23 protein-coding genes are annotated in these 25,421 nt (G+C 42.9%); 11 read left to right on the plus strand and 12 right to left on the minus strand.

What is annotated here, in order from left to right; genetic code table 11:
- The first annotated feature begins 72 nt into the window (after window positions 1-72).
- Window positions 73-969, plus strand: a complete 897-nt coding sequence (locus V513_RS05480; RefSeq protein WP_099771979.1) for a GGDEF domain-containing protein — start codon at window positions 73-75, stop codon at window positions 967-969.
- Here the strand turns inward: V513_RS05480 and V513_RS05485 are convergent, their stop codons facing one another.
- The 5 genes from V513_RS05485 to V513_RS05505 form a co-directional block, all read right to left on the minus strand.
- Window positions 970-3,114 (minus strand): hypothetical protein, encoded by a 2,145-nt coding sequence (locus V513_RS05485; protein WP_099771980.1) that lies wholly within the window; start codon window positions 3,112-3,114, stop codon window positions 970-972.
- Complete coding sequence (locus V513_RS05490) at window positions 3,111-5,354, minus strand: WD40 repeat domain-containing protein (RefSeq protein ID WP_099771981.1); 2,244 nt, start codon at window positions 5,352-5,354, stop codon at window positions 3,111-3,113. Before V513_RS05490 ends, V513_RS05485 begins: the two co-directional genes overlap by 4 nt.
- Window positions 5,355-5,425: 71 nt before the next feature.
- On the minus strand, window positions 5,426-5,776 hold the full coding sequence (locus tag V513_RS05495) for a VOC family protein (RefSeq protein WP_099771982.1): 351 nt from the start codon (window positions 5,774-5,776) through the stop codon (window positions 5,426-5,428).
- A 492-nt stretch (window positions 5,777-6,268) separates the two neighbouring features.
- Complete coding sequence (locus V513_RS05500) at window positions 6,269-7,534, minus strand: NAD(P)/FAD-dependent oxidoreductase (protein WP_006492231.1); 1,266 nt, start codon at window positions 7,532-7,534, stop codon at window positions 6,269-6,271.
- Window positions 7,535-7,577: 43 nt separating this feature from the next.
- Window positions 7,578-8,699, minus strand: a complete 1,122-nt coding sequence (locus V513_RS05505) for an Ldh family oxidoreductase (RefSeq protein WP_099771983.1) — start codon at window positions 8,697-8,699, stop codon at window positions 7,578-7,580.
- A gap of 273 nt (window positions 8,700-8,972) precedes the next feature.
- Between V513_RS05505 and V513_RS05510 the strand changes: the two genes are divergently transcribed.
- Entirely contained in the window at window positions 8,973-9,554 is a 582-nt protein-coding gene (locus tag V513_RS05510; protein ID WP_257211959.1) for a flavin reductase family protein, read from the plus strand.
- A gap of 26 nt (window positions 9,555-9,580) precedes the next feature.
- On the opposite strand, the gene V513_RS05515 is transcribed toward V513_RS05510, so the two are convergent.
- Window positions 9,581-11,299, minus strand: coding sequence for a dipeptidase (locus tag V513_RS05515; protein ID WP_099771984.1), 1,719 nt, complete (start codon window positions 11,297-11,299; stop codon window positions 9,581-9,583).
- Between the two features lie 603 nt (window positions 11,300-11,902).
- Between V513_RS05515 and corA the strand changes: the two genes are divergently transcribed.
- The gene (gene corA / locus V513_RS05520) at window positions 11,903-12,967 is read left to right on the plus strand and encodes a magnesium/cobalt transporter CorA (protein WP_099771985.1); all 1,065 of its coding nucleotides are present in this window, start codon (window positions 11,903-11,905) and stop codon (window positions 12,965-12,967) included.
- A gap of 332 nt (window positions 12,968-13,299) precedes the next feature.
- On the opposite strand, the gene V513_RS05525 is transcribed toward corA, so the two are convergent.
- The 3 genes from V513_RS05525 to V513_RS05535 all read right to left on the minus strand — a co-directional run bounded on the left by V513_RS05525 (window position 13,300) and on the right by V513_RS05535 (window position 16,767).
- Window positions 13,300-14,973 (minus strand): HD domain-containing phosphohydrolase, encoded by a 1,674-nt coding sequence (locus tag V513_RS05525; protein ID WP_257211960.1) that lies wholly within the window; start codon window positions 14,971-14,973, stop codon window positions 13,300-13,302.
- A 208-nt stretch (window positions 14,974-15,181) separates the two neighbouring features.
- Window positions 15,182-16,129, minus strand: a complete 948-nt coding sequence (locus V513_RS05530; RefSeq protein ID WP_099771987.1) for an HAD family hydrolase — start codon at window positions 16,127-16,129, stop codon at window positions 15,182-15,184.
- Window positions 16,126-16,767: a cob(I)yrinic acid a,c-diamide adenosyltransferase gene (locus V513_RS05535; RefSeq protein WP_006492245.1), complete on the minus strand. Its 642-nt coding sequence runs from the start codon at window positions 16,765-16,767 to the stop codon at window positions 16,126-16,128. Before V513_RS05535 ends, V513_RS05530 begins: the two co-directional genes overlap by 4 nt.
- Window positions 16,768-16,881: 114 nt before the next feature.
- On the opposite strand from V513_RS05535, the gene V513_RS05540 reads away from it, so the two are divergent.
- From V513_RS05540 to lpdA, 7 genes are all read left to right on the plus strand, one after another.
- Window positions 16,882-17,121, plus strand: a complete 240-nt coding sequence (locus V513_RS05540; RefSeq protein ID WP_006492246.1) for a sulfurtransferase TusA family protein — start codon at window positions 16,882-16,884, stop codon at window positions 17,119-17,121.
- A gap of 18 nt (window positions 17,122-17,139) precedes the next feature.
- Window positions 17,140-18,129 carry a YeeE/YedE family protein gene (locus V513_RS05545; RefSeq protein WP_099771988.1) on the plus strand — a complete coding sequence of 330 codons (990 nt, stop codon included), beginning with the start codon at window positions 17,140-17,142 and terminating at the stop codon, window positions 18,127-18,129.
- Window positions 18,130-18,139: 10 nt separating this feature from the next.
- Window positions 18,140-18,496, plus strand: coding sequence for a DsrE/DsrF/TusD sulfur relay family protein (locus V513_RS05550; RefSeq protein ID WP_099771989.1), 357 nt, complete (start codon window positions 18,140-18,142; stop codon window positions 18,494-18,496).
- An 8-nt stretch (window positions 18,497-18,504) separates the two neighbouring features.
- Window positions 18,505-18,861, plus strand: a complete 357-nt coding sequence (locus V513_RS05555; RefSeq protein ID WP_099771990.1) for an intracellular sulfur oxidation protein — start codon at window positions 18,505-18,507, stop codon at window positions 18,859-18,861.
- 10 nt (window positions 18,862-18,871) lie between these two features.
- Complete coding sequence (gene tusB, locus V513_RS05560) at window positions 18,872-19,135, plus strand: sulfurtransferase complex subunit TusB (protein ID WP_099771991.1); 264 nt, start codon at window positions 18,872-18,874, stop codon at window positions 19,133-19,135.
- Between the two features lie 71 nt (window positions 19,136-19,206).
- A complete protein-coding gene (locus V513_RS05565; RefSeq protein WP_014730404.1) occupies window positions 19,207-19,785 on the plus strand; it encodes a sulfurtransferase TusA family protein in 579 nt (192 codons plus the stop codon).
- A complete protein-coding gene (gene lpdA, locus V513_RS05570) occupies window positions 19,778-21,139 on the plus strand; it encodes a dihydrolipoyl dehydrogenase (protein WP_014730405.1) in 1,362 nt (453 codons plus the stop codon). The genes V513_RS05565 and lpdA overlap by 8 nt, the downstream gene beginning before the upstream one ends.
- 199 nt (window positions 21,140-21,338) lie before the next feature.
- On the opposite strand, the gene V513_RS14155 is transcribed toward lpdA, so the two are convergent.
- The 3 genes from V513_RS14155 to V513_RS05580 all read right to left on the minus strand — a co-directional run bounded on the left by V513_RS14155 (window position 21,339) and on the right by V513_RS05580 (window position 23,596).
- Window positions 21,339-21,995 (minus strand): hypothetical protein, encoded by a 657-nt coding sequence (locus tag V513_RS14155; protein ID WP_257211961.1) that lies wholly within the window; start codon window positions 21,993-21,995, stop codon window positions 21,339-21,341.
- 42 nt (window positions 21,996-22,037) lie between these two features.
- A complete protein-coding gene (locus V513_RS14160; protein WP_257211962.1) occupies window positions 22,038-23,009 on the minus strand; it encodes a hypothetical protein in 972 nt (323 codons plus the stop codon).
- 203 nt (window positions 23,010-23,212) lie between these two features.
- Window positions 23,213-23,596: a hypothetical protein gene (locus tag V513_RS05580; RefSeq protein ID WP_014730408.1), complete on the minus strand. Its 384-nt coding sequence runs from the start codon at window positions 23,594-23,596 to the stop codon at window positions 23,213-23,215.
- 71 nt (window positions 23,597-23,667) lie between these two features.
- Between V513_RS05580 and V513_RS05585 the strand changes: the two genes are divergently transcribed.
- Window positions 23,668-25,314 (plus strand): peptidylprolyl isomerase, encoded by a 1,647-nt coding sequence (locus V513_RS05585; protein WP_257211963.1) that lies wholly within the window; start codon window positions 23,668-23,670, stop codon window positions 25,312-25,314.
- Window positions 25,315-25,421: the final 107 nt, after the last annotated feature.

Raw genomic sequence — 25,421 nt, forward strand, 5'->3', positions numbered from 1 at the left:
TGATTATTCAAAACCATAGTTTGGCATGTATTTGCAAATGGATTGTCAGACATGCAATATGTGAGGTGGATCATGAGAGCTGCAAAGAGAGAAAGTGACGAAGGTTTGCACATTGCTCGAGCTCTTCTCGAAGGAAACATTGAAGCGTGCGCAATTGTCTCTTCAGAAGGGAAGATCGTAGTTGCAAATTCAACATGGGAAAGGCTTGCCTCAGCTTGCTTCGATGAACTCAGTTTCTTGAGTGAAGAATTCGATATGAAGCGATTTTCTGACATGCTGGACGGGGTTTGTGCGCTGAGGCTAAAGGAGTTTCTGTCTGGTAAGACTGAGCAAATATCTTTCGCTCTTAATGATTTTGAGAAGTCAAAGGGTTTACCATTTACGATAGTGATTTACAGTCTCGAGATTTCGGAAAGGCTTTGTTACTTCATTTCCTTGAGGGATAACAGTGAATCTACTGTTCTTAGAAATGCGTTGAGAGATATGATCTACATCGATTCACTATCGGGATTCGGAAACGAAAGATCTTTAAATAGATTTCTCTCAAAGAAAATCTCCTCTTCGAAGGAAAATGGAACTTGTTTTTCGATTGTTTGCACTATGTTGTCGAATTCCAAAGAGATAGCTGCAATGTTTGGAAAGAGGATACTAGATACTGTATTGCAAAGGCTTGGAAAGAGAATCACACTTCAGATAGAAGAAGGCAAGTCGTTTAGGATCATGGATGATGTGTATGTAACTGTACTGGATTGCAGCGATAGAAGTTGCGTTTCAAGAACTATGTCGGTTCTCACATCAGATTTGGAGAAACCAGTTGCCGTTTCAGATACTGATGTATCACCTTCTGTCGTGAGTGGAATTTGCCAGTTCCCCATAGATGGAGAAAGATCTGAATCACTTCTCAGTAGTTGCCTCACAGCGATTTTTACAGCTAAGAGAAAAGGCTTGAAGTGGGAATTTTACAACTGATTATCTAAGATAGAAAACCGCTGCATCAAAATCACCCTTGTTAGAGCCGACGTCTCCGTCAACTGAAGCTGAATAGCCAGCAACAACGAATCCATCACAAACATAAGCGATTGATAGTCCTACATCGTCTTTACTGCCTCCAAGATACTTTTGCCATAAGAGCTCTCCTTCAGCATCAGTTTGCAGCACCCAGAAATCACTGTAAGTTATGCCAGATCTCTTCATGGCCTCGTCTACGGGCTGGTTGATTGATCGATTTGATTCAGAAAAGCCAATCGCTTGAATGCCACCCGCTTGCGTGATGAAGAAGTCTTCGATTATATCGTTACCAGATCCTCCATAGGTTCTTGCCCACAATAAATCACCTTCTTCAGATAGTTTTGCTGCAAATCCGTCGTAGTCGGAAGAATCTCGCTGGAAAGTTTCTTCCCTGGAATTTGTGGAGCCTGTGATAATTATTTCTCCTTCGTCATTTATTCTGACAGAAGAAGGCGAATCCTCACTCTTTCCTCCAAGCACTTTCGACCATATAACTTCTCCGTCCCTACTGACCTTGATTGTAAGAACAGAAGATAATTCAATGTAGATTCCATTTACCTGAAAGCGGTTGCCGAGATTTCCCTTTGCTTCACCGTCTTTCGAAGTTGTCTCGGCGACAATCACAACGTTGCCATCACCATCAACATCAAATGCAACTCCTCGATCAAAAGAGCTTCCGCCATAGGATCTTTGCCATTCTAGGGAACCTGATTTGCCTAGTTTTACTAACAGGATCGAACGATCTTCTTTTGACTCCGTCTTTGTTCCTAGAATCAAGTATCCATCCTCTACCTCAATTACTGAGGTCGCCTCATTGAAGATACCCTCACTCTTGAATCTCCACTTTTCATTCGCAAACTTATCAAGCTTTATTACAAGCAGTGAAGAATCCGCGTCGAATCCAGCAGCGGTTTTATCGATTGCTTTACCCACTACCAGGAATCCATCATCCGAGGTGGCTATGATGTCATTAAGCTCTACCCAACCAAGATTAAATCTCTTCTCCCACTCCATGAAACCGTTATTGTCGATCTTTACGATCCATCCAACCCTTGGAATCGAGTCTTTCAATGATTCGGATTCCGAAACCAGATCTGAGGAACCGCAAAGGATGTATCCACCACTGGACAGAGACTTTACTGTGTTAAAGGAGTCTCTTCCTTCAAAACCGACAATTCTCTTCCATGTCAAAACAGGTATTTCTTCTGTCGAAAAAGACCAGATGGGACCCTTTACCAATCCCCCGTTCCCATCATCTGCAACAACCTGCCAGCTGTAAGTTTCTCCGTGTTCTAGAGGTGGCAGCTCGTACGTATTCTTGTTAATGCCTTTTGCAAGTAAACCAAGGTTCTCGGTGCCAAAATAGAGGTCATAAGACAGAATATCACCGTCGGGGTCACTACACTCCCAAGATAGAACTAGGTCATTAAAGAAGTCTTCAATCCCATCACCGGGATAAGGACCATGGGGCTCTTCGGGCCAGTGATTTTTGTCGATAACAATTATGCTGAAAGTTTCACAGTGCCACTGCCGCAAACTGTCTATAGCTTTTATAGTTACCCTGTGGGCGACAGGCGCCTCGCGTACCGGAGAACTGTAACGGTAGATATCTCCTTCAATTAACCCCGGCCCACCGACAATTTCGTAACTTATCTCGTTCATTTCAGAAAAGGTGAGTTCTGAGAGATCGATCTCTAGTCTGTCGCCTTCAAAGACTTTCTGGTTTGCAATACTTAGAACCGGGGGTGGTGGCAAGTTCTTTACTGAGAATGTAATGTGAAGCACAGCTTCCGACTTTTCAGACTTAACAATGATATCGATTGTTTCTTCAGGTAAGCTAAGCGTACTCGAATCAATTACGAGGAAGTCACCATCTATCTTTCCGTTTTCCCCAACCAATGAAAACTCAACGGTTGCCCCATTTGCCTTGACAAAATTAGACAGTGGTAGTGAAACAATTTCTCCATATTCTGTTGTTACTAATTCGGACTCAATTAATTCGAAATCTGAATTGTGTCTTTTCAACATTCCAAATCCAGAGAAAACCGCTACAAACGCAATACATATTATAACGAGGAAAACGATTTTTCTCATTTGTTCTTTCAAAGCCTTACCTTTCGGTTCTTTTTTCTCGACGATCTCACAACCCAAATGTAAATCAGTACTGCAAGTGTCAAAATCGGGATTAGCAACAAAAACAGACTCCTATTGCTCTTTTCATTTTTATCAGGGGCCGACAGAGTAAAAATCGCTTCCGAGGAATTTCCCTCGACATCTTTTGCAACAACAAGGTGTTCACCATATTCGTTCACAATAATGTGCATTTCCCTTTCCCTTTCATTTACTGGATAGGCCTTCCCGGAAACCACAACCTCTTTTACGTTTACGTCGTCACTGACTTTGAAGCTTAAAATCTTTTCGCCTGCAGAAGACGCATACTGAACAGGAATGCCATCAATTATCGGCTCCCCCGTTGTGACAGGGCTTCTTGAGAGACAGTCCTTTTCAACCCAGCCATAATCTGAAACGTAGTAGCAGCTCTCGCCTTCTTCAGCAACCTTAACTTGCTGACCTTTGCTCAGGCTGCCATAATCCTTGGAGACCCAGAAGGGTTCCTCTTCTCCCTCTAGATAAAAGGTAGCAACTGTCTTATTCCCATCGGAATCGTAGGCGTTGACAGTGTAAACACCAGTTCCGTTAACTTCAATAACAATTTCCGTTGATGTTGAATTGAGAGTGCGACGCGAAACGGTAAGATCGGGCGCTATTACTTCTGCAGCTGTCAAAGTTCCGTTATCTGAAACAGAAAATGTCAAGTACTTATCTTTCCCAATGGAGACTTTTTGAGTTCTTTCGCCGATTATGATAGGAGGTTCAAGATCTGGAGGTGATATCGATAAGAAGGTTTCATCAACCCATTCCCCATTAACTAGGAATTCATTGTTTCGGTAATTGTCCACTAATACTTTATCCCCTCTTTGATATGAGCTGATTTCCTTCACCACATACATGACCGTCTCTTCGAAGTGAACAGTGAGGATTCTTTCGTCGTAGGAACCGGAGCTGTCATAGGCTCTAAGTGTGTAAGTTCCTTCACCATCAGGGGAGAAAACTACGCTACCATCTTCTCCAATCGCTACCTCTTCTTCATCCACAGTTACTCTTGTTACGGGCTGGGAAACCATGAAACTTACGGTGCTCTTTTCTAAATTTATTTCTTGTTCACTTGTAGTGTAGATTCTTGGCAACTTATCGAGTTGAAGAAGAATGGAACTCAATTCCTTACCGACCTCAGCAGGGCTAGATCCATTTTCACAGGTTACTCTCTCCTTTGCCAATGATGAAGAGACCCAGTTTCCCTGGGAGTTATATGAAAAATACTCCCCATCACCAAAACCAATCAATGTTCCTATTGCTGAAGCCTTTTCAATGTCCCATACCTTCAATTTGCCATCTGTCGAGGAAGAATAGAGGACATGACCATCCATTGAAAGAGCTATCTCAGTAACGTCCCAGGTGTGCCCAGTTACCATTTTTATAAGGCTAAACGAAGGCAGAGAGAGAAGTTTTATTGTCCTGTCACTGGACGCAGTATAAACAACTTCATTGTCAATCAAGATTTTTGTTATCTGTGCATTGTGAGCTCTTGTGGTCTTAAGTGAAGACCAGGTCTTGACATCGTAGGATTTCAGTTGTCCCGCCTCAGATCCAAGAATTAGGATCGACCTTCCTTCATCCATGGAGACTGCTGTGAGGGCCCCTATTTCCGCTCTGATTACCTTTACCTGCTGACCCGTGGAAGAATCCCAGATTCTAAGGGTTCCATCTTCTGAAGCAGAGTACAGTCGACTCTGTTCAGGCCAATCCACAATTGAAAAGACCGATCCGGAATGGCCTCTAAGCGTTCTAATAAAAGCCAGGTCAGCGAGCGACCAGATCTTCACGGTAGCATCTGAGCTACAGGAAAACAACGTCTTGCTGTCTTTCGTCACAATTAGATCGTTTACCGTGCTTGTATGACTGCTAAGCGATTTGATTTTTCTTCCCGTGGCAAGATCCCACACGATAATCATCCCATCGTCGTACCCGGCGATACCCTTCTTACCATCGGGCGAAACAGCGACGGCGGTTACCCATGAACTATTGAAAGAAAGGTTGTTCAGTAGTTTACCATCCAAAAGGCTCCAGACTTTGATTGTGTTATCAATATAACCTGCGACAAGTTTCTCTCCGTCTAAACTTACTGCCACTGAAGTAGCGCTGAATGCCTTGCTGTCCGGTGAATACTCTATACTGAACAGTACCACTGAGAAAAGCAAACTAGCCAGTAGAGCTATTTTTTTCAATTTTATCACCCTGATTGAAGTTTTCAATCAATTCTACCATTCAAGAATACTAAAGAACTGAACAACAATTCTCATAGAAATTTCTGTATCTCCAACCGATAACCATTTGGATCCTTTGTAAAGAAATGATAGATCTTGAATTCCTGGCTTACGGTTGGTTCGGAACACGTCACGCCAGCATCTTTCAATTTGCGGTAGAATTCATCAACCTCATTGGTCAACAAGGTAATGATAGAGTTGTTTCTTTGAGAGTCAAGATTGAGATGATTGCAGAAGCCTATCATTCCACCGCCTTGAGTTAGGAATATTTTACAGCTATTCTGATCTTTATATAGTTTAAGGCCAAGAAGGCTTACATAAAAGGAGTTTGTTAAACCTAGATCTTCAGTTCCGAAGAAGACGATAGAATTCTCAATATTCACTAACTGTTCCTCCCTTCAAAGTAAAGGTCCGATCAGCGATCGGACCCTTCCGGTTGATCTTTCATACGTTACTTTGGTGCCTTGAGGAGAAGTCGCACTTAAAAGGGTGTTGGTGTGCTTTGCGCCGGTCCTACAACTCTTTTTTAGTCGATGTGTCTTTCATCTCGGCTTTTCTGAATTGAGACCTTTGAACGGTGTCTAAAGTTCATGAGAATTGTGTAGTTTGGGTTTAGTCAAATTTAAATGTAAGTTACACAAGCTTATTGATGTTCATGAAACACCCCTAGAGCAGCTTTAAAAAGAACATTTCAAAAGCACTCTTAGCAAAAGCGACCTCCAAAGGCTTAACTAATAGAGAAGCTCTTTGGTTAAACAGCGAAGCAAATCCTCTTCACTTCGATGGAAATTTTTCTTAGTAACATCAAAACTCTCTCGAAGGCAATCTCCTTGGTAACGACAGTTTCGCATCCTAAACCCGGTCATTTTTGGATTTCATTTCAGAGAATAACCGGTAAGCCTTCCGTGTCCAGTTGCGTAGGTAATTGATCTCGTATGGCCGCTGCAATCGCCAATGAATTTCAGATTCTTATAGCGACTGTTGTTGATCTTGTTTGAGTAAAATTTGACTTCCACGGCATACATGAGATTGTCTGGATAAGAGATTCCCGGGATTACTTCACTTAGTTTCTCAACAAATTCTGTAATGGAAACGGATATTCTCCTTGGCAGCACAAGATTAATATCTCCAAGAATATAATCTCCTTCAGGTAGCGTGGGCTTAACTCTCCCTAACCTCTTAGTTCTCTTGGTTTGTATGAAGTCCTCGTAAGTCTGAAGGATCACTTTCCTGCCACCAGCCAGAATATTACTTAGCCTGCTAATATATGAGCCATATCCTATTGGATCACGAAAGGGCTCAGTAAATCGCGTAGTACAAAGTATCGCAAAATTGGTGTTTTCAGAACTCCCACCCGAGTTCGAGTGACCATTCACTGTCACAAAATCATCGTAGTTCTCTAGAACTACCTTCCCTGAAGGGTTATTGCAGAAGGTTCTTACTGTATATCCTGTCTTGGTTTTGAGTCTCACTTTAAACTCGTACATCTCTTCGTTGATTTCTTCCACCACATGATCTGGGATTTCAAATCTAACTCCAATATCGACTGTGTTGCTAGAAGCCACGATTTCAGGATAGCGGTCTGTCACTTTCTTTATTAGTGAATGGCCGCTTCTTCCAACAGCTACCACGACATAGTCAAATACAGCCTCGAATCCCTCGCCACGAAGGATTATTTTCTCGTCTTCGATGTCTATGTCATCGACTCTAGAACCAAAGTGAAATTTAAGATTATTTCTAGTCGAGAATTCCTCAAATATCTTTGTAAGCACCGAACTTAGTTTATCTGTACCTATATGCCAGAAGGTAGAATTAACAGGCTCGAAGCCTTTTGAATAAAAGAGATCGAAGAAACGCGATCTTCTATCAAAAGAGACACCTCTTTTCACCTCGCGCCTATCATCTGGATTGAGTTTTTCCAGGTAGAAGTCAACGACTTCATTCTGGATCGCGAGAGGAATCTCCATGTCTCCTCCCATTGTTTCCGACACGAAGATCTTTCCATCGGACCGTATTCCGCTTATACTGGAACTGAAAATATCTTTTGAACGCTCCAGAACATGAATTTCATGATCCTCATCTAAAATTTCACTTATGAAACCTATCGATGCTGCTCCAAATCCCACAACTCCGATTTTCATTGTTTTGCTCCTAAAAGAGAAAGTTTGTCTTCAGGGATAGATATTATTCCCAGCTGAACTTGTACCTATGAAGCCGCAGTTCGTCCCGTAGTTGAACAAGTTGCTTTCTCAAAACCTCGTTTAAAGGGGCACCTCTGTTTTTCCTAAACTGCCAGGCTTCATATTCCTTTTCACCTGCGGTGTAGATTCTTTCTTGACCCGGTGCCTTTCTGGATTTCCTGAGTTCTCTGAGAATGTCTCCCGCAAGCTTCTTAAAGTCATCTAGTTGTGTGAACGGTTCTATGTCTATCGCGATGAAGAAATGGCCTATTGGAATCGGCTTTTTTTCGTTGTTATCGGCAATTCCTGTTAACATCTTCAGATAGCTTCCCGTTTGCAGCGCGGCCGACAGAATCTCAACAACAGTTGCGTAGCCGTATCCCTTATACCCGGCTGTCTCCTCGCCTATGCCGCCCAGGGGAGTTAGAGCGGCTTCACCCTTTGTCAAATCAATCAGTATTTGTTGAGTGTCGGTCCTGGGTCTCCCATCTAGACCGATGACCCATCCCTCTGGTAACTCTTTTCCCGCTCGAGCGTACACCTCGATCTTTCCTCTTTGTGCCACAGAAGTAGCGCAGTCGAGAACAAAAGGAAACTTCTCATCTGTAGGGATTCCAAAAGTCAGGGGGTTCGTTCCCAACATATTTTCCACACCAAATGTTGGGGCAATTGACGGACGAGCATTAGTGCCTGTAATGCCTATCATTCCGTTTTCAACTGCCATAATTGGGTAGTAACCCGCTATTCCATAATGTGTTGAATTTCTTACGGCAACCATTCCCATTCCATATCTCTTTGCTTTTTCAATAGCAAGTTTCATTGATTTGAACGCTATCACATGACCCATTCCATTGTGGCCGTCAATTACTGCTGTCGTAGCACTTTCTCTGACGATTTCGAACTCAGTGATGGGATTTTGAATGCCAGCGCGGATTCGATCCACATAGATAGGTTTCAATCTGCCAATACCATGTGAATCAATTCCCCGTTTATCTGAGGTGATGAGAACATTTGCGCAGATTTTCGCGTCTTCTTCTGGAACCCCGATTCCAACAAATACATCCTTCATGAAAGCTTCCAGAGTATCAAAATCGACCCAAACTACATCTTTGTAGATTTCGTTCACAAGATTACCTCCCTTTTCTCCTCCTTCTGACATTATACAATCTGTGAAAGACATCTTCTTTTTTTTTGCTTTCCTGAAGCATCGAATCTCCGTAAATCAAGAGAAGCAGAATCCGTTGAGATATTTACATGAAACGCGATCGCTTCTTATAAATCGTCAAACGAGTGTACAGCTTGCTTTTCAAAGGCAGAATCGAGTAGAATTAATTGATGTAGGATAGATGAAGAAGATATTCTATATTATCGATGATGCAGGAAAGATTGGTGAAGAAGTTTGAAGGACAGAATTGGACCAGGAATATACCTCTACCCAATGCCTGTGGTGGTTATAGGAACGATGAATGAAGAGAGGCCTAATTACACCACGATCGCGCTTTGTGGAGTTGTGGAGGTGCAGCCGCCCATGATTCAGATCTCTCTGGCAAAGAGCAGACTGAGTTGCAAGAATATAGAGGATACCGGGTATTTCAGTGTGAATGTTCCTTCCCTTGACATGTTAAGAGGGGTAGACTACATGGGAATTCATTCTGGGAAGACCACTGACAAATCAGAACTCTTTAGAACCTTTCTAGGTGAAAAGGGAAATGTGCCTATGATTGAAGAGGCACCTTTGAATATGGAATGTGAGCTGGTTAGTAAATTCGAGTTCGGTGGAGCACACATTGCATTTGTTGGAGAGGTTGTTCAAACATATTGTTCTGAATCGTGTCTTGTTGATGGACTTCCAAATATCAAGAAGATAAGTCCGGTAACCTTCTCCGTTTATGACAATTCTTATTGGTCCATTGGTATGCACCTTGGGAAGGCATGGAATATTGGAATAAAATACACCCCTCCAAGAGAAGGCACGGATTAGATCCTTCGAAGGAGGGGTCTTGAGCTCTACTTCTTTTCGTATGATGTTGGCCCATCGGCCCAGCCAGTTTCGTCCAACCATTCTTTGGGGTAACCGGTTGGTTGAGCCATGTTCCCTTTTTCATTTATGAACCCATCATTGTATCTCACAATGAGATACTCGGACAGTTTCCACCATGCTTCAACTATTTCCTGGGAGTTTCTAGAGCAGAATCTCGATAGATATCTGCCCGCTTCTTCGGGCTTTGTGAGAAGAAGTTTTGTTATATGGGCTTCGATTTCCGGAAGACGACTGAGTGATAGTGCTTCATACTTCTCTTGCATAAGTTTAATATCCTCGTGCATATAGCTATATTTCAATGCCGCCCAATTAGAAACGAAGTTGAATGCCCACCAGGCGCTGTCTTTATTGAACTCCGAAGTGTCGCAGACTTGAATCGACTCAGGAAGATCGCTTACTCCTACGAAGAAAGGAATGAAACAAGTATCGGCCGGTTTGTCGAGCCCGAGCCACATGATTCCACCAACCGGATCTGGAAGCCAATTTCTCGCTTGACAGACAAAAGCATAACCACAGTACGTAACCGAAATTGGTCTTTCCCATGCACCTCCAAGTTGGCGGGAAGGATCCCCCACGTCGCCCTGTCCGTCATAAGGACCGTAATATCTATCTGGATAACCGAACGGCCCGGCCGCGACGCCCTTTGTGAGATCAAACTCTGTTCCTTCGTAGTGATCCCTGTATAGATTCATCACATCACTGGCCGAGACCTTGTTGTCAGGCTTCAGCGAAAATGGATACTCTCGAGTGAACCCGTCTTCTACCCATGGAGACAGATTCATGCTTGGTGCCATGGACGAAAAAAGGCGCCACACTCTTCTAAGCGAGTAGTATGGATGGTTGTACTCACCCAGGCTAACGGTTCTCAACCAGTCTAGAGGGCCGTCTTTCGGATCCCACCATCCGAATTTCTCAGCGACTTCATGAAGGGTTTCTCCATAAAGAAAATCGGGATTTTCAGTATCGATTTCCCTTATTCTAAAGTGATTTGCCGCAACGAAGACCTCTCCATCGGGTACTCTCCTTGCGACCCAAAGACCTCCGGTTCCCTCGGGAGAGGGAGCCATTTCGATAACCCAAGCTTCATTAGGGTCTGCAACGGGCAGAGTCTCTCCCGTTCCGTAGTATCCATATTTCTCAATCAAGTAGCCAATCAACTCAACAGCTTCACGAGCTGTCTTGCATCTCTCAAGGGCTACTCGAGAAAGCTCGGATGAGTAGAATATTCTTTTGCCAGGTTCTGGAGCGATCTGAATCTTAGCACCGTCGGTACATTCACCAAACATCAACTGATGTTCATTCATAATCCCATAAGACCCATCGAAATAAGCGAAAGTATGATCTACTTGAGGGATCATTCCGATGGGAATTGAAAGGGGATACCCTGGAGTATCATATGCCGGAGCTCTATCAGACACGATTCTCGGATAAATGAAGCTGTTGTACTGGGGAAATTCACCCATCGCGACTGCGGAGCAGTACACAGGTCTGAATGAGCCAGGTTCATGATCCTGAGCTGGTACATATACTATTCTCTGATCGGCCAGATCGTTATCGTCTGAATGAGCGACAATCATCGATCCATCTGCACTAGCACCTTTCGTTACAATCAAAGTCGTACAGGCCATTGAACTACTCACAGAAACTAAAAGAAGAACAAGAAAACATTTTCCCAGAACTTTCACGGCACCTCACCTCTTCTCTCTTAAGAAAAATGGAGACTATTCCAGATAGAATAATCTTCAGGAATAATCTATGTGAGTCTCTAATCTCAAGCTCATCATTGGTGGAGAAGACGAAAATTCGGCTGATGAATCAAAGCATCTTCGAACCGATCGACTACATTTCTGCGTCGGCTGTGAGTCTTTCCAAACTGCTTCTTCCTAATGGGAGAAGGGGCAAACCAAACATAATCGTTTTTTGAAGATGATTCCGAACCAGGTTTTTGAAATCTACACAACAATACTAAATCAAGACCATAAATCGAAGGCATTCTCAAATCTCGGATGTTTCAAATCTGTTTTGATTCGACTGAACAGAGAATTGCGAAATCGATGGAACAAAAGAGAGTAAATCAAAGATCTCTGAGCGATTCTCCGTGCTCACGACTGATTCTTGTGACTTTGATACTAATATACTCCCGCAGGTTTGAAATCCAAAGGAAAAATTGATTCTTTTTCTTTGCTCCGCACTCTCTTAGAAAGTGTTACTAAAATTCGGCCGGTGATAGTATATTTGAGCTATATTGAAAGTCAAATCACTTTGATTTTTGTTTAGGGAGGCACTTAATGGATCGAAAGGGAATTTTCAGGAAGAGAAAACCGCCGCTCGGTTCCGTTCCTGGGACTCTTAGTATAGATGAAGAAGCACCATTTCCAAAGATCAGTCTCATTGAATTTGACAGAGATTACTTGAAAGAAGAAATAATTCGAAACGTAGAGAATCTGGCGTCGGTCATCTCCGCTACCGACAGAGTCCACTGGATTGATGTGCAGGGATTAGGAGACGAAGCGACAATCCGAAAGCTGGGTGAAGTCTTTTCTCTCCACCCGCTGGCTCTCGAAGATATCACAAATGTTCCGCAGGTTGCAAAGGTTGAGGAGTATGACAATTGCTTGTTTGTTTGTCTTCCCATGATGCGAATGGAAGAAGATTCAGTTGTTTATGAACAGATGAGTCTCTTCTTGGGCGAGACTTTTGTACTTACGTTCCAGGAGAGGTACGGGGACGTTCTCGACCCCGTTAGAAACAGAATGCGGAGGAACTCAAGAATAAGAAGTATGGACAACGATTACACTGCATATGCAATATTGGACACAATCGTGGATAACTACTTTCCAGTCTTGCAAAGTATCGGCAGTGAACTTGAAAAACTTGAAGAAGAGTTAGTTGAGAGCATCTCCAGAGAAAAGCTTAAGGATCTATATCTAATGAAGCAAAAATTAGCCCAATTGAGAAGGCTTGTGTGGCCTACCAAAGATGTTATAGGGCGAATCTCCAGAGAAGAAAGCGAGTACTTCAAAGATCAGACTGTTCTTTATCTTAGAGATGTTTACGATCACATAATTCAGTCACTGGATATGCTTGATATCAGCAGAGAGCTCTCGTCAGAGCTCATGAACTTATACCTCTCTTCCACAAGTAACAGATTGAATGAAATAATGAAAGTGCTGACAATTATCTCCACTATCTTCATACCACTATCCTTTATCGTCGGAATCTATGGGATGAATTTCGTTTACATGCCAGAGCTTTCCTTAAAGTGGGGATATCCCGTTGTTCTTATTGTCATGGGTGTAGTGGTTTTCATAATGCTCTTGTTCATACGCAGAAAGGGATGGTTCAGGAAATGATTCCCCACTTGTAGTTATCTTTGTGGGCAAACTATTGGCAGGTCTTCCGGAAAGGGAGAAAAGTTCGCTTATATGCTATGGAGAGAACGCTTTCTATCACGAGAGGTTTTGTTGGATCATCTTGGGACGGATTTCAAAGAGAGATATAGCCTTCTTGCGCAAGGGCTAGCGCTTATTTATTAATCTAAGATATTTTAAGGTAGCTTGAGTATAATGTAGATCTTAACAAAGAACCTGTATCATTTCCGATTAAGCAAAAAACTAGATACTTCATTTTGCCTTTGAGCCATTGGTTCACAATGTTATGCGAAGATCTCTGGCACGGCGTTCATTCAGTCAAGAGAAAAGCCCTTTCCAACGAGAGAAAGGCAACAATCTACAACATCGCCATCGTACAGCCTTCCGGCTCCCTCTGTAAGTTCAGTAATTGCTGTTGATGTTTCGTGAGCAGGTCTGTAAGGTCTGTGAGAAACGATGGCTTCAAATACATCGGCAACGGTGACAATCCTGGTTTCAAAGGGAATGTCTTTGCCTTTCAAGCCATGGGGATAACCCGAGCCGTCTAATCTCTCATGGTGCTTCCTGACAATGCTTGATATTGGCCAGGGCAGATCAATTCTTTCTAGCATTTTGAAACCGGCTTCGCTATGGCTCTGAATAAGGAACCACTCGTTTTCGGTGAGCCGGCCCGGCTTACTAAGAATTTCAGTTGGGACAGAAATCTTTCCAATATCATGAAGCAAAGCGCCTTCTCGCACCGTGTCTATTTGTTCCGGACCTAGACCCATCTCGGTAGCAATGGCTGTTGCAAGTTTGCTCACTCTTCTTTGATGACCTGCCGTGAAAGGGTCTCTTACTTCAACAACTGTAGAAAGAGTTTCTATAAGACCTCTAATAGTTTTTTGAGCGGATTCCTGAATCACATCTTCGAACTTGAGGCCACTTAGGCAGTATACGGTGGCCGTCACCTTTCCTGCTAGTGATGAATCTTCGATCCTCTTTACTGCGGCTTCGACCAAAACAGATTGTCCATTGCTTTTGTTTATAGAGAAGAGGTGTCTTTCACCAATTTCTTGACCCGCGGATGGTTTCTCGCTCCTCGAGTCAGACTGGTTTTCAAGAAAGTAGTTGATATTCTTTCCTATCAGGCCGCCTCTTTCTCTTCCTAACAGAATTTCAGCCGCCTTGTTGACAAACACGATTTTTCCGTTTTCATCAACCGAAATCACCGCTTGATCGATAGTGCCTGCCAAGTACCTTGCCGACAACAGTTCCATTCGAAGATTCATTTCGGCGGAGACTTCTTTATGTACACTTATCAAATCTCGATCAGAAAGTGGCTTTATCAACACCTCTTCATAGAAGCCTTCTTCAGAAAGAAAAAGCGCTTCCTGTCTCCCGGTTCGGGCTACTCTTATGAGTGCCTTCAAGAATAGGTGGTCGGCCTTGCTCATTGGTCTATCCAGGGGTATGCCCTCTATTACTGGAAGTCGCGCCAGACGATTGATCTCAAATGCGAGGTTTTTTGCCGCCGGGATGATCTTTTCGCGAGACATATCAACAGTGAAAATAGCCATTCCAGAAGTATTCTCTTCAAAAGCTTTTTTGTAAACCCTGAAATGATCGATTTCCGAGAGGATACTGAATGACGTGTTCGAATGCATTGAATGAAGCGTTGAATGGTCATCTATTCCCTGGAAGAACGAAGGCGCTGAGGTTTTCTCTCGTTTCGTGAACGATGAACCAATACTTAGACTATTGGTCCTTCTGAATATCTTGATTTCATTGGAGTCGGATTTGTCTGAAGAAGAAGAGACTCTCCAAACTACTCCTTCGTCGTCAACGAAAATATCCTCGCAGTCGAAGAAGGCTTTGTATAGTTTGCCGATCAAGTCCCCAAAGTGCTTTTGTGAAACCGAGTTTTGGAAGACTACTCTACCATTCTTGTTAACAACTACGACCGCTTCATCGATAAGATCGAGACAAAATTGGGCTGAATCCTCCAAAGACAAAACTCATTCATCTCTCATTCTAAAGAAAAATAATAACAAACGTTGGTTCAAAAAATCTTCTCGCCTCTAATAATAACCAGTATTCATGTTATTCTAACACTATTCCAGCGTTTTTTGGAAAGAATAATCAACTGTTTGTTAATGACTTTCTCGTTTGAGTAAACCATCGCACGTTCGATAAATAAATTTAGGCCTTTCTTGGTCATCTTTTTCCAGAGAAGAAGATCTCTTCTATGGCTAAAGCAACACCATCATCATTGTTTGATTGAGTCACATAATCGCAAACGGCCTTCACTTCTGGAAGAGCATTCTCTACAGCTACAGAAAGCCCGACTCTCTTTAGAAGGGGAATATCGGCATAGTGATCGCCGATAAATGCAACTTGCTCACTGGCAAGACCATGATAATTCAGGAAGTCATCGAGTGACAGCCCTTTAGAGACTGAGGCATTAAAAAGAGAAAGAAGTCCCCAGCTGTCAACCTTTGACGCTATTTCTAGACGAACAGCTGTGTCCTCCATTTGCGACCAATACACATCCAAAAAGCCTGCATCATCCGACGCTGATATGAACGAGAAGTTGAAGTCGCCAGTGTATTTAGACGTTAGCCTGCCTAAGATCTCTTTCAAAGATTCAAGATCGCCAGTGATGTCGAGTTGAAGAAGGTTCGCACTCTTAACTACTTCCGTAAGATCGTCCAGTCTCACTATTCTGTTTATGTTGCTTTCTAGGAATGGCAAGTAAGGACTAAGAGCAAAGTCGCCCACATGATACCAGTCAGGAATTTCAGAGGAATCCGTTTTAAGGAGGAGATGACAGTTCAGTATTGATGCAAGAGAAACTGAGTATTCCGTTATCTTTCTTTCTAGGCATCGCATGAGGAAGATCTCTCCCTTTCCCTTTGCAAGAAAGGCACCATTCTGAAGAGCGTGAGGACCCTCAATGTTTAGAACGTCCAGATATTCACGAGCCATTAAGTAGTCACGTCCGGTAAAGATCGCTAGCTTTATTCCTTTTTCCTGAAGTCTCTCGATTGCATTCAAGGCTGATGCGGGAATTCTCTTGGAATTGTCAAGTAACGTCCCGTCTAGATCAAGAATCAGAGCTTTCAGTTTACTTGCATCGATTTCAGTGTGACCAGATCTTCTCAATACTCAATTCCCTCCCTTGCTAAAACTCCTTTAGAATAATAGTGCTTGATTTCTCTCATCTCAGTAACAAGATCCGCTTCCCTAATTATCTCGGCTGGGGCATTCCTGCCGGTCAATACTAGTTCAACCTCTTTCGGTTTCGAAAGCATGAGTCTTCGGATGTCCATTGAAGATACCAACCTGTAATGAAAAGCAATAAAAATCTCATCGAGTATAACGACCCCGAATTCTCTACTGGAGATTACTTCTCTAGATCTGGCAAGACCTTTTCTTGCAACCTCAAGATCCTTGGTTTCTGGATCTCTAATGATAAAACATTCCCTTCCGAACTGCTCGATGACGATATTTTCAATGTAGTTAGGCAAGGATAGCTCACTGTATCTCATACCCTTTATGAACTGGCCTATGAAGACTCTCTCACCTGCAAGAGCAGCTCTAACTGCAAGTCCAATTGCCGCCGTAGTCTTCCCTTTTCCGTTACCTGTGTAAATTTGCACAAAGCCCGTGTTCATTTCTGCCTCCTTTAGCTTCAGTATTCTATTGTACTTCATTGAAAGAATATGAATATTCTTCATCCTGCTAGAGTTACCAAGTTGGAATAAGGCCGCAACTATGTGATAACTTCGTACATTTATCATTTTGGAGAAGACCCTTCTTTCGATTTACAGTCGGTTGTCAGGTCTGATCCCGAAAAAGCAGCGGTTTTATTTATAGGAAGATTGTGAACTAAATCACATTAAGGAGGTGCCAAGATGGCAAAGTATGAAGTAACAAAATCAGTTGATGTAAGAGGAGAAGTCTGCCCGGTTCCTGATGTTGAAACAAAAAGAGCGTTAAAGAAGATGAAATCAGGAGAAATCCTGGAGGTTTGGATTGACTACGCAATGTCAAAGGAAAGAATTCCGGAAGCGGTTAAAAGTATGGGACACGAAGTTCTCGAAATCGAGGAAGTTGGGAACAGCGAGTGGAAGATATACATCAAGGTAAAGTGAAAAAAGGGGTGAGATGACATGGCCTGGACGGGTCTCTTAGTTGGTCTCGCTTTTGGAATCATTCTTCAGAGAGGAAGAGTGTGTTTCAACTCAGCTTTTAGAGATGTTTTGCTATTCAAGGATAACTACCTTTGGAAATTAGGTTTTCTTGCTGTTGGCCTGCAAATGATCACTGTTCTCTTTGTGGCACAAATGGGTTGGATAAAGATTGCTCCACCAACTCTGAATCTCTTCGGCAACATTGTAGGGGCTTACGTATTTGGTCTGGGTATGGTTCTAGCCGGTGGCTGTGCATCTGGTGTAACCTACAGATCGGGAGAAGGAATGACGACTGCAATGATCGCTGCGGTTTTCTACGGAATTGGTGCAATGGCAATGCGGGGCGGAGTGTTTTCGCCCATAAGAACCTGGGCCTCTCAATTTAACGTTTCCGTCGATGCCAATTCCTCTGTCTACCTTGACAAGGTTGGTCCAACTCTTGCGACGGTTCTCAATATCAATCCATGGATCCCTGCGGTGATACTGGCTGCTGTGCTTCTATGGTATACATTAGGGACAAAGACAACAGAAAGGAAAACTAAATTCAACTGGAAGGTTGCCGCGGTTTCTCTGGCTATTCTCTCCCCCATTGCTTGGATAACAAGTGAGGCCGCGGGAAGAAACTACGGATTCGGCATCACCGGTGGCTGGGTCTCAATATTTGATTCTTACATCAGTAATCAGCCTCTTAGGTGGGACGGATTTGAAATAATCGGTATCATTCTTGGTGCTCTCATAGCTTCACTTCTTGCCAAAGAGTTCAAACTGAGAATGCCCAAGAATCCCAAGACTTATCTTGTTGTCATGATAGGCGGTACGATGATGGGAGCTGGAGCCAGTCTGGCAGGTGGTTGTAACATAGGCCACTTTCTCGCCGGTCTTCCAACCCTCGCCATCTCTTCAATAATCGCTAGTGTGTTTCTGATACTTGGCAACTGGACAATGGCATATATACTCTACAGAAAGTGAGGCGTCTCTCTTGAGAATAACAATTCAAGTTTTCGCACCACCTTACTCATATGAGGACCTTGATTCAGCAATAAAAGTTGCTGAAGCCGGACTTAACAAGGGACATGAAGTCACGATATTCCTTTTTGCGGATTCAATCCTTTCTGTAAACAGTAAGGTCAAGCCTATAAGAGTAGACAGAGATATCCCGAGAAAATTGGAGTCTTTGATAAAAGAAAAAGGTTTGAAAGTTGAGATCTGTGGAATATGTATGGACTACAGAGGTGTAACTAAAGATATGATTATCGAAGGTTCGAATCCCAGTGGTCTTCCCGAGTTGGCTTCACTGATTTTCAACAGTGACAGGTTTGTTAACCTGATGGCGTGAGGTGCTGTATGGATAAAAAAATACTTTTCGTTGTATATCAGGCGCCAGCAGGCTCTATATGGGTGAACGAAGCATTTCGAACTGCGTTTGGGATGTATGGCGAGGATATTGAGCCATCCGTTCTCCTAGTGGAAGAGGCAACTGTTGCTTTTTCAAAAAGAACTAAGCCTGAATGTCTTGGTTTACTTTCGGTTTCTATGTGTTTTAGGTATATCAAGAGATATGAGACGGCGGTATACGGTGTCAGAGAACATGTGGACAAATTCAAAATTAAGGAGATCGAAGAAAGCTTCAATGCAAAGCTAATTGGAGAAGCTGATCTTGGAGACTTCTTCCATGAGTTTGACAACGTAGTATTTATGTGAGGTGTCTGGTATGCATCTAATAGTAGTGAAGAACGGACCCAATAATTCTGCTGAAAGAGTAAAGATAAGTGCATCCAAAGAGGGGGACAGTGTCGTCCTCATTCAAGACGGGATTTTCTGGGCACTGAATGACATAGAAACTGAAGCAAAATGCTTTGCCATCAAGGACGATGTGGAGGCAAGAGGTTACACAGCCGATGACGTTACTGTGCCTCTTATAAGTTATGATGGCTTCATAGATATAATCGAAAAGTGTGACAAGTCAATCGGTTAAGCTCTGAATGTGTGATACTTGAGGTGCGCTTCACACAGAGGTGCACCTCTTTCTGTAGGAGGAATTCAAGGATGCCTCTTAAGCTTCCGGATCTTTTTAGAACTCTCTCAAATCAAACGAGATTAGAAATCCTTACAATGTTGATGGACAATTACCTTACTGCTACGGAAATCGCGACGTTGCTTCAAATAGATCTGTCAACTGTTTACAGACATCTGCAGCAGATGAAGAAACTTGGAATTCTAACTTCGACTCATCTACACGGAGTGGAGAGATTTGACTTCAGTTCTCCGCACATTTTTAGAATGCTGGATGAAGCAATTACCTTCATGAGTGAACTGAAGGGATTCAGCCCGATTGTTTGCTCGGAGGGCATTTGCAGCTATTATCTTGGAGGAGAGTTGGATGAAATTGAACCTGACCAGCTTCTCGACATGAGAGGCGAATCCTGCCCAGTGCCAGATATTCAAGCTAGGAAGACACTAAGAAAAATGAATCCTGGCGAGATCTTGCTTGTTATAGTGGATTATCCACTTTCCGGGGAAAGAATTCCTGCATCAGTTCAGAAAGAAGGGCATGAGTTTTTGAAAAAAGTGGCGGATAATTACGGCGATATAAAGATCTACATAAGGAGGAGAGAAAATGGTTGATGCCGTTGTGATTGGTGGTGGACCAGGCGGTTATGTATGCGCAATAAGAATAGCTCAACTTGGTAAGAGCGTTGCACTCGTAGAAAAAGAGAATCTCGGAGGTACATGTACCAACTGGGGCTGTATTCCAACGAAGGCCATGTTGACCTCTGCTCATTTGTATACGGAGATAGACGAGAAATCCAAGAGGCTTGGAATTGATACATCAGGACTAGGCTACGATTTAAAGAGAATAATGTCCCACATGAATAGGACGATTACAATGTCAAGAAAGGGAATCGAACACCTGCTGAAGAAAAATGGTGTTGATTTCTACAACGACGTTGCAGAAATTAAGGATGCAGGACACGTTCTGCTAAAGAACCATGGTAAAACCCTAGAGACCAGAAATATAGTCATTGCCGCGGGTTCTGAACCCTCCATATTCAAGCCGTTCAGTGAAATCGAAGGTATTTGGACCAGCAACGATGTCTTTCAAATGGAAGAGATGCCAGAAAGCCTTGTAATCGTTGGTGGAGGAGTTATCGGTGTTGAATTTGCAACATTTTTTAGCTCATTCGGAGTGAAGACTACAATCATTGAGCTTGCGGACCACATTCTTCCATACGAAGATAGAGATGTTGCCGATGACATTCGAAAGTCATTGACTCGACAGGGGGTTGAAATAATTGAAAGAACGAAGGTGACTGAGGTGGAAAAGGATGAATGTATCTTCGTTCTAAATGCCGAAGGTGAACAGGAGCTCTCAGTTCAGGCTGAGAAAGTTCTTGTTGCAGTTGGTAGGAGACCCTATATAACCGAAGATGTGAGAAAGCTTGGTCTGGAAATTGAAAGGGGGGTCGTCACGAACAGCCGAATGCAGACAAACATTAAAGGTATTTACGCCATAGGCGATATAAGAGCCGGAATGATGCTTGCCCACGTTGCCAGCTATGAGGGTATAGTAGCGGCTCACAACATTGCCGGAGAAGTAATGGAAATGGATTACTCCGCAGTTCCTTCAATCATCTTCTCCAATCCGGAGGTAGGATCTACCGGCATAAAAGAAGACGATGTTGAAGATATGGAGAGAGTAATTATCGCTAAATTCCCCTTGAGTGCCAATGGTAGAGCAAGGACTGTACTAGAAAATACTGGGTTCGTGAAGGTAATCGCTGATAAGGAAAACGGAAAGGTTCTAGGAATGAGCATAGTTTCTCCATCTGCGACGGAGCTCATAATGGAAGGAGTAATAGCAGTCAGGAATGGGTTAACGGTTGAAGAGCTTGAGAACTCAATACACCCTCATCCTACACTATCAGAGACAGTACTTGGGGCGCTTGAAGGAGTAAATGGAATGAGCATTCATATTTAAGATATTATTTTAATAGAGGGCATCCTTTTGCAGTCAATGCTTCGGGATGCCCATGTTTATTTTCTGATGTCCGAAATCATATTATGCTTTTCTGTAAAACCTCGATTCCTTGAAAATATCTTTCCGTTCTTTTTGCAAGGTTTCATCGAATTTTGTCGTACTAACTTGATGACTACAAATAAAGCTTTCTGAATATCCGTTAGAACTCTTTTGAATATATATTTCTCGTCTGGCTGAAGACCTTTGTCTTTGCAAAAGTATGCTTATAGAATAAGAGATTTAGCTTAATCATTATATGACCCTCGGTCTCAAAATCAAGCTCAGCCTTCGATTCATTTACTTTTGCAGAGAAACCCATGGGAATTTCCATCTCCGGACGAAGGACACAAGCGATAGTTACTCCCGGAAAGAACTTGAAGCCAAACTTTCCTTCAATTTCAGGAGATCCGTCGAAATCGATCTTATCTACAAAGGTTGAATTATGGTCTATAGAACCCCTTGTATAGCTTTTTCCATGGGGCCCGTGGAAGTCTATCTTCGCTTCGACTTCGTAATGGAACTTCGGATAAACCTCTATCTCTGGACCGAATTGAAGATCAATGCTCTCGATCTGCGTTTCCATTCCATAGAATAGCTCAATCGGTATGCTGACTTTTACGGGAATGCCGCATACACTGATGCTTACCTCTGGTTCAGCTACCTTCTTCGTGTTTTCAGTCTCGAACCCTTCCTTTCCAACTATTTCGAGTATAGAAGAGACTTTTGCCGGAAATCGAAGAGTTCCATTTGAGCTGAATTTGTTCCACGAAAGATGAAAGTCAAGACTGATATTCGCGTCGAGGACCAGTTTGTTCATGATTGCAGCCTTAATCTCATCCTCATCAACGATAGATACTTCTCATTCTTTTGTAATCAGGTTTGTTGTTACACTCTCTGCAAAGGAACGATCACTTTCGGTTCCGAATTTCTCTATGATTTCTGATACATCACCTTCAATGTTCAGAATCAAAGTGCCCAGAGCCTCTTCAACAAAAGCTTCTTCCGTTTCAAGTGTAACTTTTGAAGGGTCAGAATCATTCACGGAAACAACTCTTCTCAAAGAATCTTTCATTGTGTCAAAAATATAATCACCATTTGAGAAATTAGGCAAAGAAGATGTCTTGGAAAATACGATTTGATTTTCGATTGCAGAGGGTTCCTGAACAAGAAGAGAAGAGTTTATCACAAGCGATCTAGGTATAGAATTGCTCACTGCAATTACGCCACTGGGAAATCTGGTTGAGGAAACCATTGGAGGTTGCTGAACTCTGAAAAGGACTTTTCTGAAGGAAACCGGGCCAGAACTCTCTGCATCGGGTATCTCGTGCCTGAAGGTTAGAAGATACCCACTGCTTATATACGGGTCCTGCATACCGGCGGCAGAATGGTATGAGACTCCAGAGAAGAAATCAGCATCGGATGAGCTCGAGAGATCTTGAGAACCTGCAGACACCGGCTGAAAAACTGAGTCAACATGCTTTACAATTGCACCTTCCGAATCGTAAATCAGATACTCATATTCGATACCAGTACCATCTATGGATTTGATGTAAAGATAACCATAATTTCTCTCCGCAATAGAAGAACCTTCTTCAGGTGCCCACTCCATTCTAAGATCCTGGAATGCAATCAGGGTTCCCTCTCCCAAATGCGAAATCGACATATCTGAAGGCGAAAAGAGGAGACCCCCTCCATAATAAGCACCGCCCTTAAGTTCTTCAAAGGGCACCCTAAAAACAACTGGATTATCAACTACAATGCAAGAAGAAAGAGAAAAGATAACAGTTACAGTTGCAGAAAACAGCAAAAGCAATCTAAAAAAGTTCTTCATTGTCCTCCTCCAAGAAAGGGAGAAATGATGGAAAACCTTTGTTGCGAAAAACAAAATAACTAAACTGTCTGACGAACCAATCCTTCGAGAGTTAAAAACAAAGGTTTGATCGAGACATTCGATCCAATGCTACCATACATTTGTGATCTTCTCTAAACTCTTTGAGGATGAAGACAACCATAATGTGCCTACTAGAAAGCTTTTTATTGCCAACTCTTGCTCTCGAAGTCACTTACTCCTCTTTCCGCAAAGTCCTTGTCAGGAAACTCCTCGATTTCTTTCGCTTCATCACGTGTGTCGATTGTATAGTAAGCTTCAGCAGGTGCAAATACACATATCTGAGCTGCCCTGTAAGTTCGGAATCTCATTCCACATTTATCACAAAGACCAATATCCTCAACATCCCTTTTGAAATTAACTTCCCTATTGTATCTTCGGCAGAAGGACCTGTTCTTTTCGTCTGTGAAGAAGTACATGGCTTGCGGTTGCCTGGAGTTCTCACCACCAGACACCTCGGCCTCCTCAGAGTTCAACCACTTCCATGACGTCGAGCTAAGTCTTTCCAGATCAAGGTCAGTTTTCTTCAAAATATTCACCTCTCGTGACACACCTTTTCAAATGAAATGTTATCATGAATGTACCTAATACACGAGGGGGAATGATTTTGAAGAAGTTTCTACTAATACTCCTGGCAGCGTTTTTTTCGCTCACCCTTATCGGGGCAGAGTATGCAGTCAGGATAACAAAAGGTGGAGAAGCAGTTTCTAACGAGTTCTGGATAACAAGAGAGGAAATTGAGCAGGCATTTAGCGCGACAGTGGCAAATGCGGCGAGCCAAGGGATCATTCTTGATCCGTATTTTGACAGTTACTTTACACCAAGCGAGCTTGGGCTGAAAACCATGATAATACCATACATCGTTGATGAGAAGCTAATAGACTACTTTGCTTGGGAGAGCAATTTGATTCCATCTGAAGAGGAAATTGATGCGGAAACCGATTCGATGATGGAAATGTACACCTCGAGTCCCGACATGGTTGAGCAGATAGAGGCAATCTATGGTTCCATGGAAGCTTTCAGATCGGAAATCAGAAGCTATGTTTCCGATGCCCTTAAAGCTGAGCTCGTTCAAGAATCGGTGGCTCCTTTAAATGATGACGCTCTGGCGGCTTATTTCGAAGAGTTCAAGACGGAGATAAAGAATCAGTTTGAGACGATAAGAGCTAGACATATTCTGGTTACAGAAGAGGCTACAGCAACTGAATTAATGGAGAGAATCAATAGCGGCGAAATCACCTTCGCAGAAGCTGCACTCCAGTTTTCGATAGACTCTTTATCGGCTGCGAATGGAGGCGAGCTGGGGTCAATAGTCAGAGGTCAGACCGTACCTGAATTCGAGGAAGCTATCCTTGCTGCTCCTATCGGCGAGTTGTATGGTCCCGTTCAAAGCGAATTTGGTTATCATTTGATAATTGTAGAAGAGAGAACAGAGATTAACAGTCTTGAGGATGTTGTCAATTCAGCCAGCTACAACGATTTCGTGTCAGGCTATCAAAACGATACTTATAGCAGGTGGATAGAGAGCTATATAGAAGAAAACGAGTTCGACTATGAGATCTTGGATAATGAGCTCCTTTTCTACAATGAATATGCCAAAGCAAAAGCGACAGAAGAGACTGCGAACGAATTCTTCGTTGAGATAGCGTCGGGCATTTTTGGCGAGGGAACCTCGTCCGAAGCATCCTTGATGGAATATGCAGCATTTATTGAACTATCGGAAATGCTTGGCTTTACTGACAGTCCGGACTACGAGACAGCGATACGAAATCTCTTTGAAGCCGGTGAGAAGCGCGGTATGATCGTGCAGAAGATGTATGATCTGGATAGTGAAAACCCCGAGGTTGCTGCAGCATACTACAATGCATTGCTGGAGGAACTTGAAAGCACGTTCATGAACCAGGATCTTCTTCAGCAGCAGTTAAGCAGCTATGGACAGAGCTTTGTAGATTACGTATTCAACACAATTGAAGAGATTGAATCCGGTCTAACCAGCGTTCTTGAAAAAGAGATTTCCGATGGACTTAGAGCAGACGTTCTATACATCCTCATTAGAAATAACTCCCTTTCCCTTGAGCTCGATTACAGTCCCGACTGGAGGAAAGAGAAGCTCAATCAAAGACTCGGTTACTTAGAAGCTTTGATACAAGTTGAGCCATCTGAAGCTGCTCAGGCGGAGATAGATTCTGTAATCTCCGAACTGGAGCAAATCGAAGCTGAAGAGGAAACTCCTGCAGCAACAGAATGAACTTGGCTTTTGTATAGAAGAACCGGGGGAATCCCCGGTTCTTCTTTGATTGTGCCAGTTTTTCATCTTTTTCGGTTTTTGCGTCATGCGGATACTTCTATCCCGTC

This window comes from Mesotoga sp. H07.pep.5.3 (assembly GCF_002752615.1).
GTDB lineage: Bacteria > Thermotogota > Thermotogae > Petrotogales > Kosmotogaceae > Mesotoga > Mesotoga prima.

What these genes read in the sequence shown, in the direction of transcription:
- V513_RS05540 (WP_006492246.1), top strand. Translation starts at nt 16,882, where the DNA reads ATGGCAAAGTATGAAGTAACAAAATCAGTTGATGTAAGAGGAGAAGTC.
- V513_RS05480 (WP_099771979.1), top strand. Translation starts at nt 73, where the DNA reads ATGAGAGCTGCAAAGAGAGAAAGTGACGAAGGTTTGCACATTGCTCGA.
- V513_RS05565 (WP_014730404.1), top strand. Translation starts at nt 19,207, where the DNA reads ATGCCTCTTAAGCTTCCGGATCTTTTTAGAACTCTCTCAAATCAAACG.
- V513_RS05535 (WP_006492245.1), bottom strand. Translation starts at nt 16,767, where the DNA reads ATGATAAATGTACGAAGTTATCACATAGTTGCGGCCTTATTCCAACTT.
- corA (WP_099771985.1), top strand. Translation starts at nt 11,903, where the DNA reads ATGGATCGAAAGGGAATTTTCAGGAAGAGAAAACCGCCGCTCGGTTCC.
- V513_RS05545 (WP_099771988.1), top strand. Translation starts at nt 17,140, where the DNA reads ATGGCCTGGACGGGTCTCTTAGTTGGTCTCGCTTTTGGAATCATTCTT.
- V513_RS05555 (WP_099771990.1), top strand. Translation starts at nt 18,505, where the DNA reads ATGGATAAAAAAATACTTTTCGTTGTATATCAGGCGCCAGCAGGCTCT.
- V513_RS05585 (WP_257211963.1), top strand. Translation starts at nt 23,668, where the DNA reads ATGATTTTGAAGAAGTTTCTACTAATACTCCTGGCAGCGTTTTTTTCG.
- V513_RS14160 (WP_257211962.1), bottom strand. Translation starts at nt 23,009, where the DNA reads ATGAAGAACTTTTTTAGATTGCTTTTGCTGTTTTCTGCAACTGTAACT.
- tusB (WP_099771991.1), top strand. Translation starts at nt 18,872, where the DNA reads ATGCATCTAATAGTAGTGAAGAACGGACCCAATAATTCTGCTGAAAGA.
- lpdA (WP_014730405.1), top strand. Translation starts at nt 19,778, where the DNA reads ATGGTTGATGCCGTTGTGATTGGTGGTGGACCAGGCGGTTATGTATGC.
- V513_RS05500 (WP_006492231.1), bottom strand. Translation starts at nt 7,534, where the DNA reads ATGAAAATCGGAGTTGTGGGATTTGGAGCAGCATCGATAGGTTTCATA.
- V513_RS14155 (WP_257211961.1), bottom strand. Translation starts at nt 21,995, where the DNA reads ATGAACAAACTGGTCCTCGACGCGAATATCAGTCTTGACTTTCATCTT.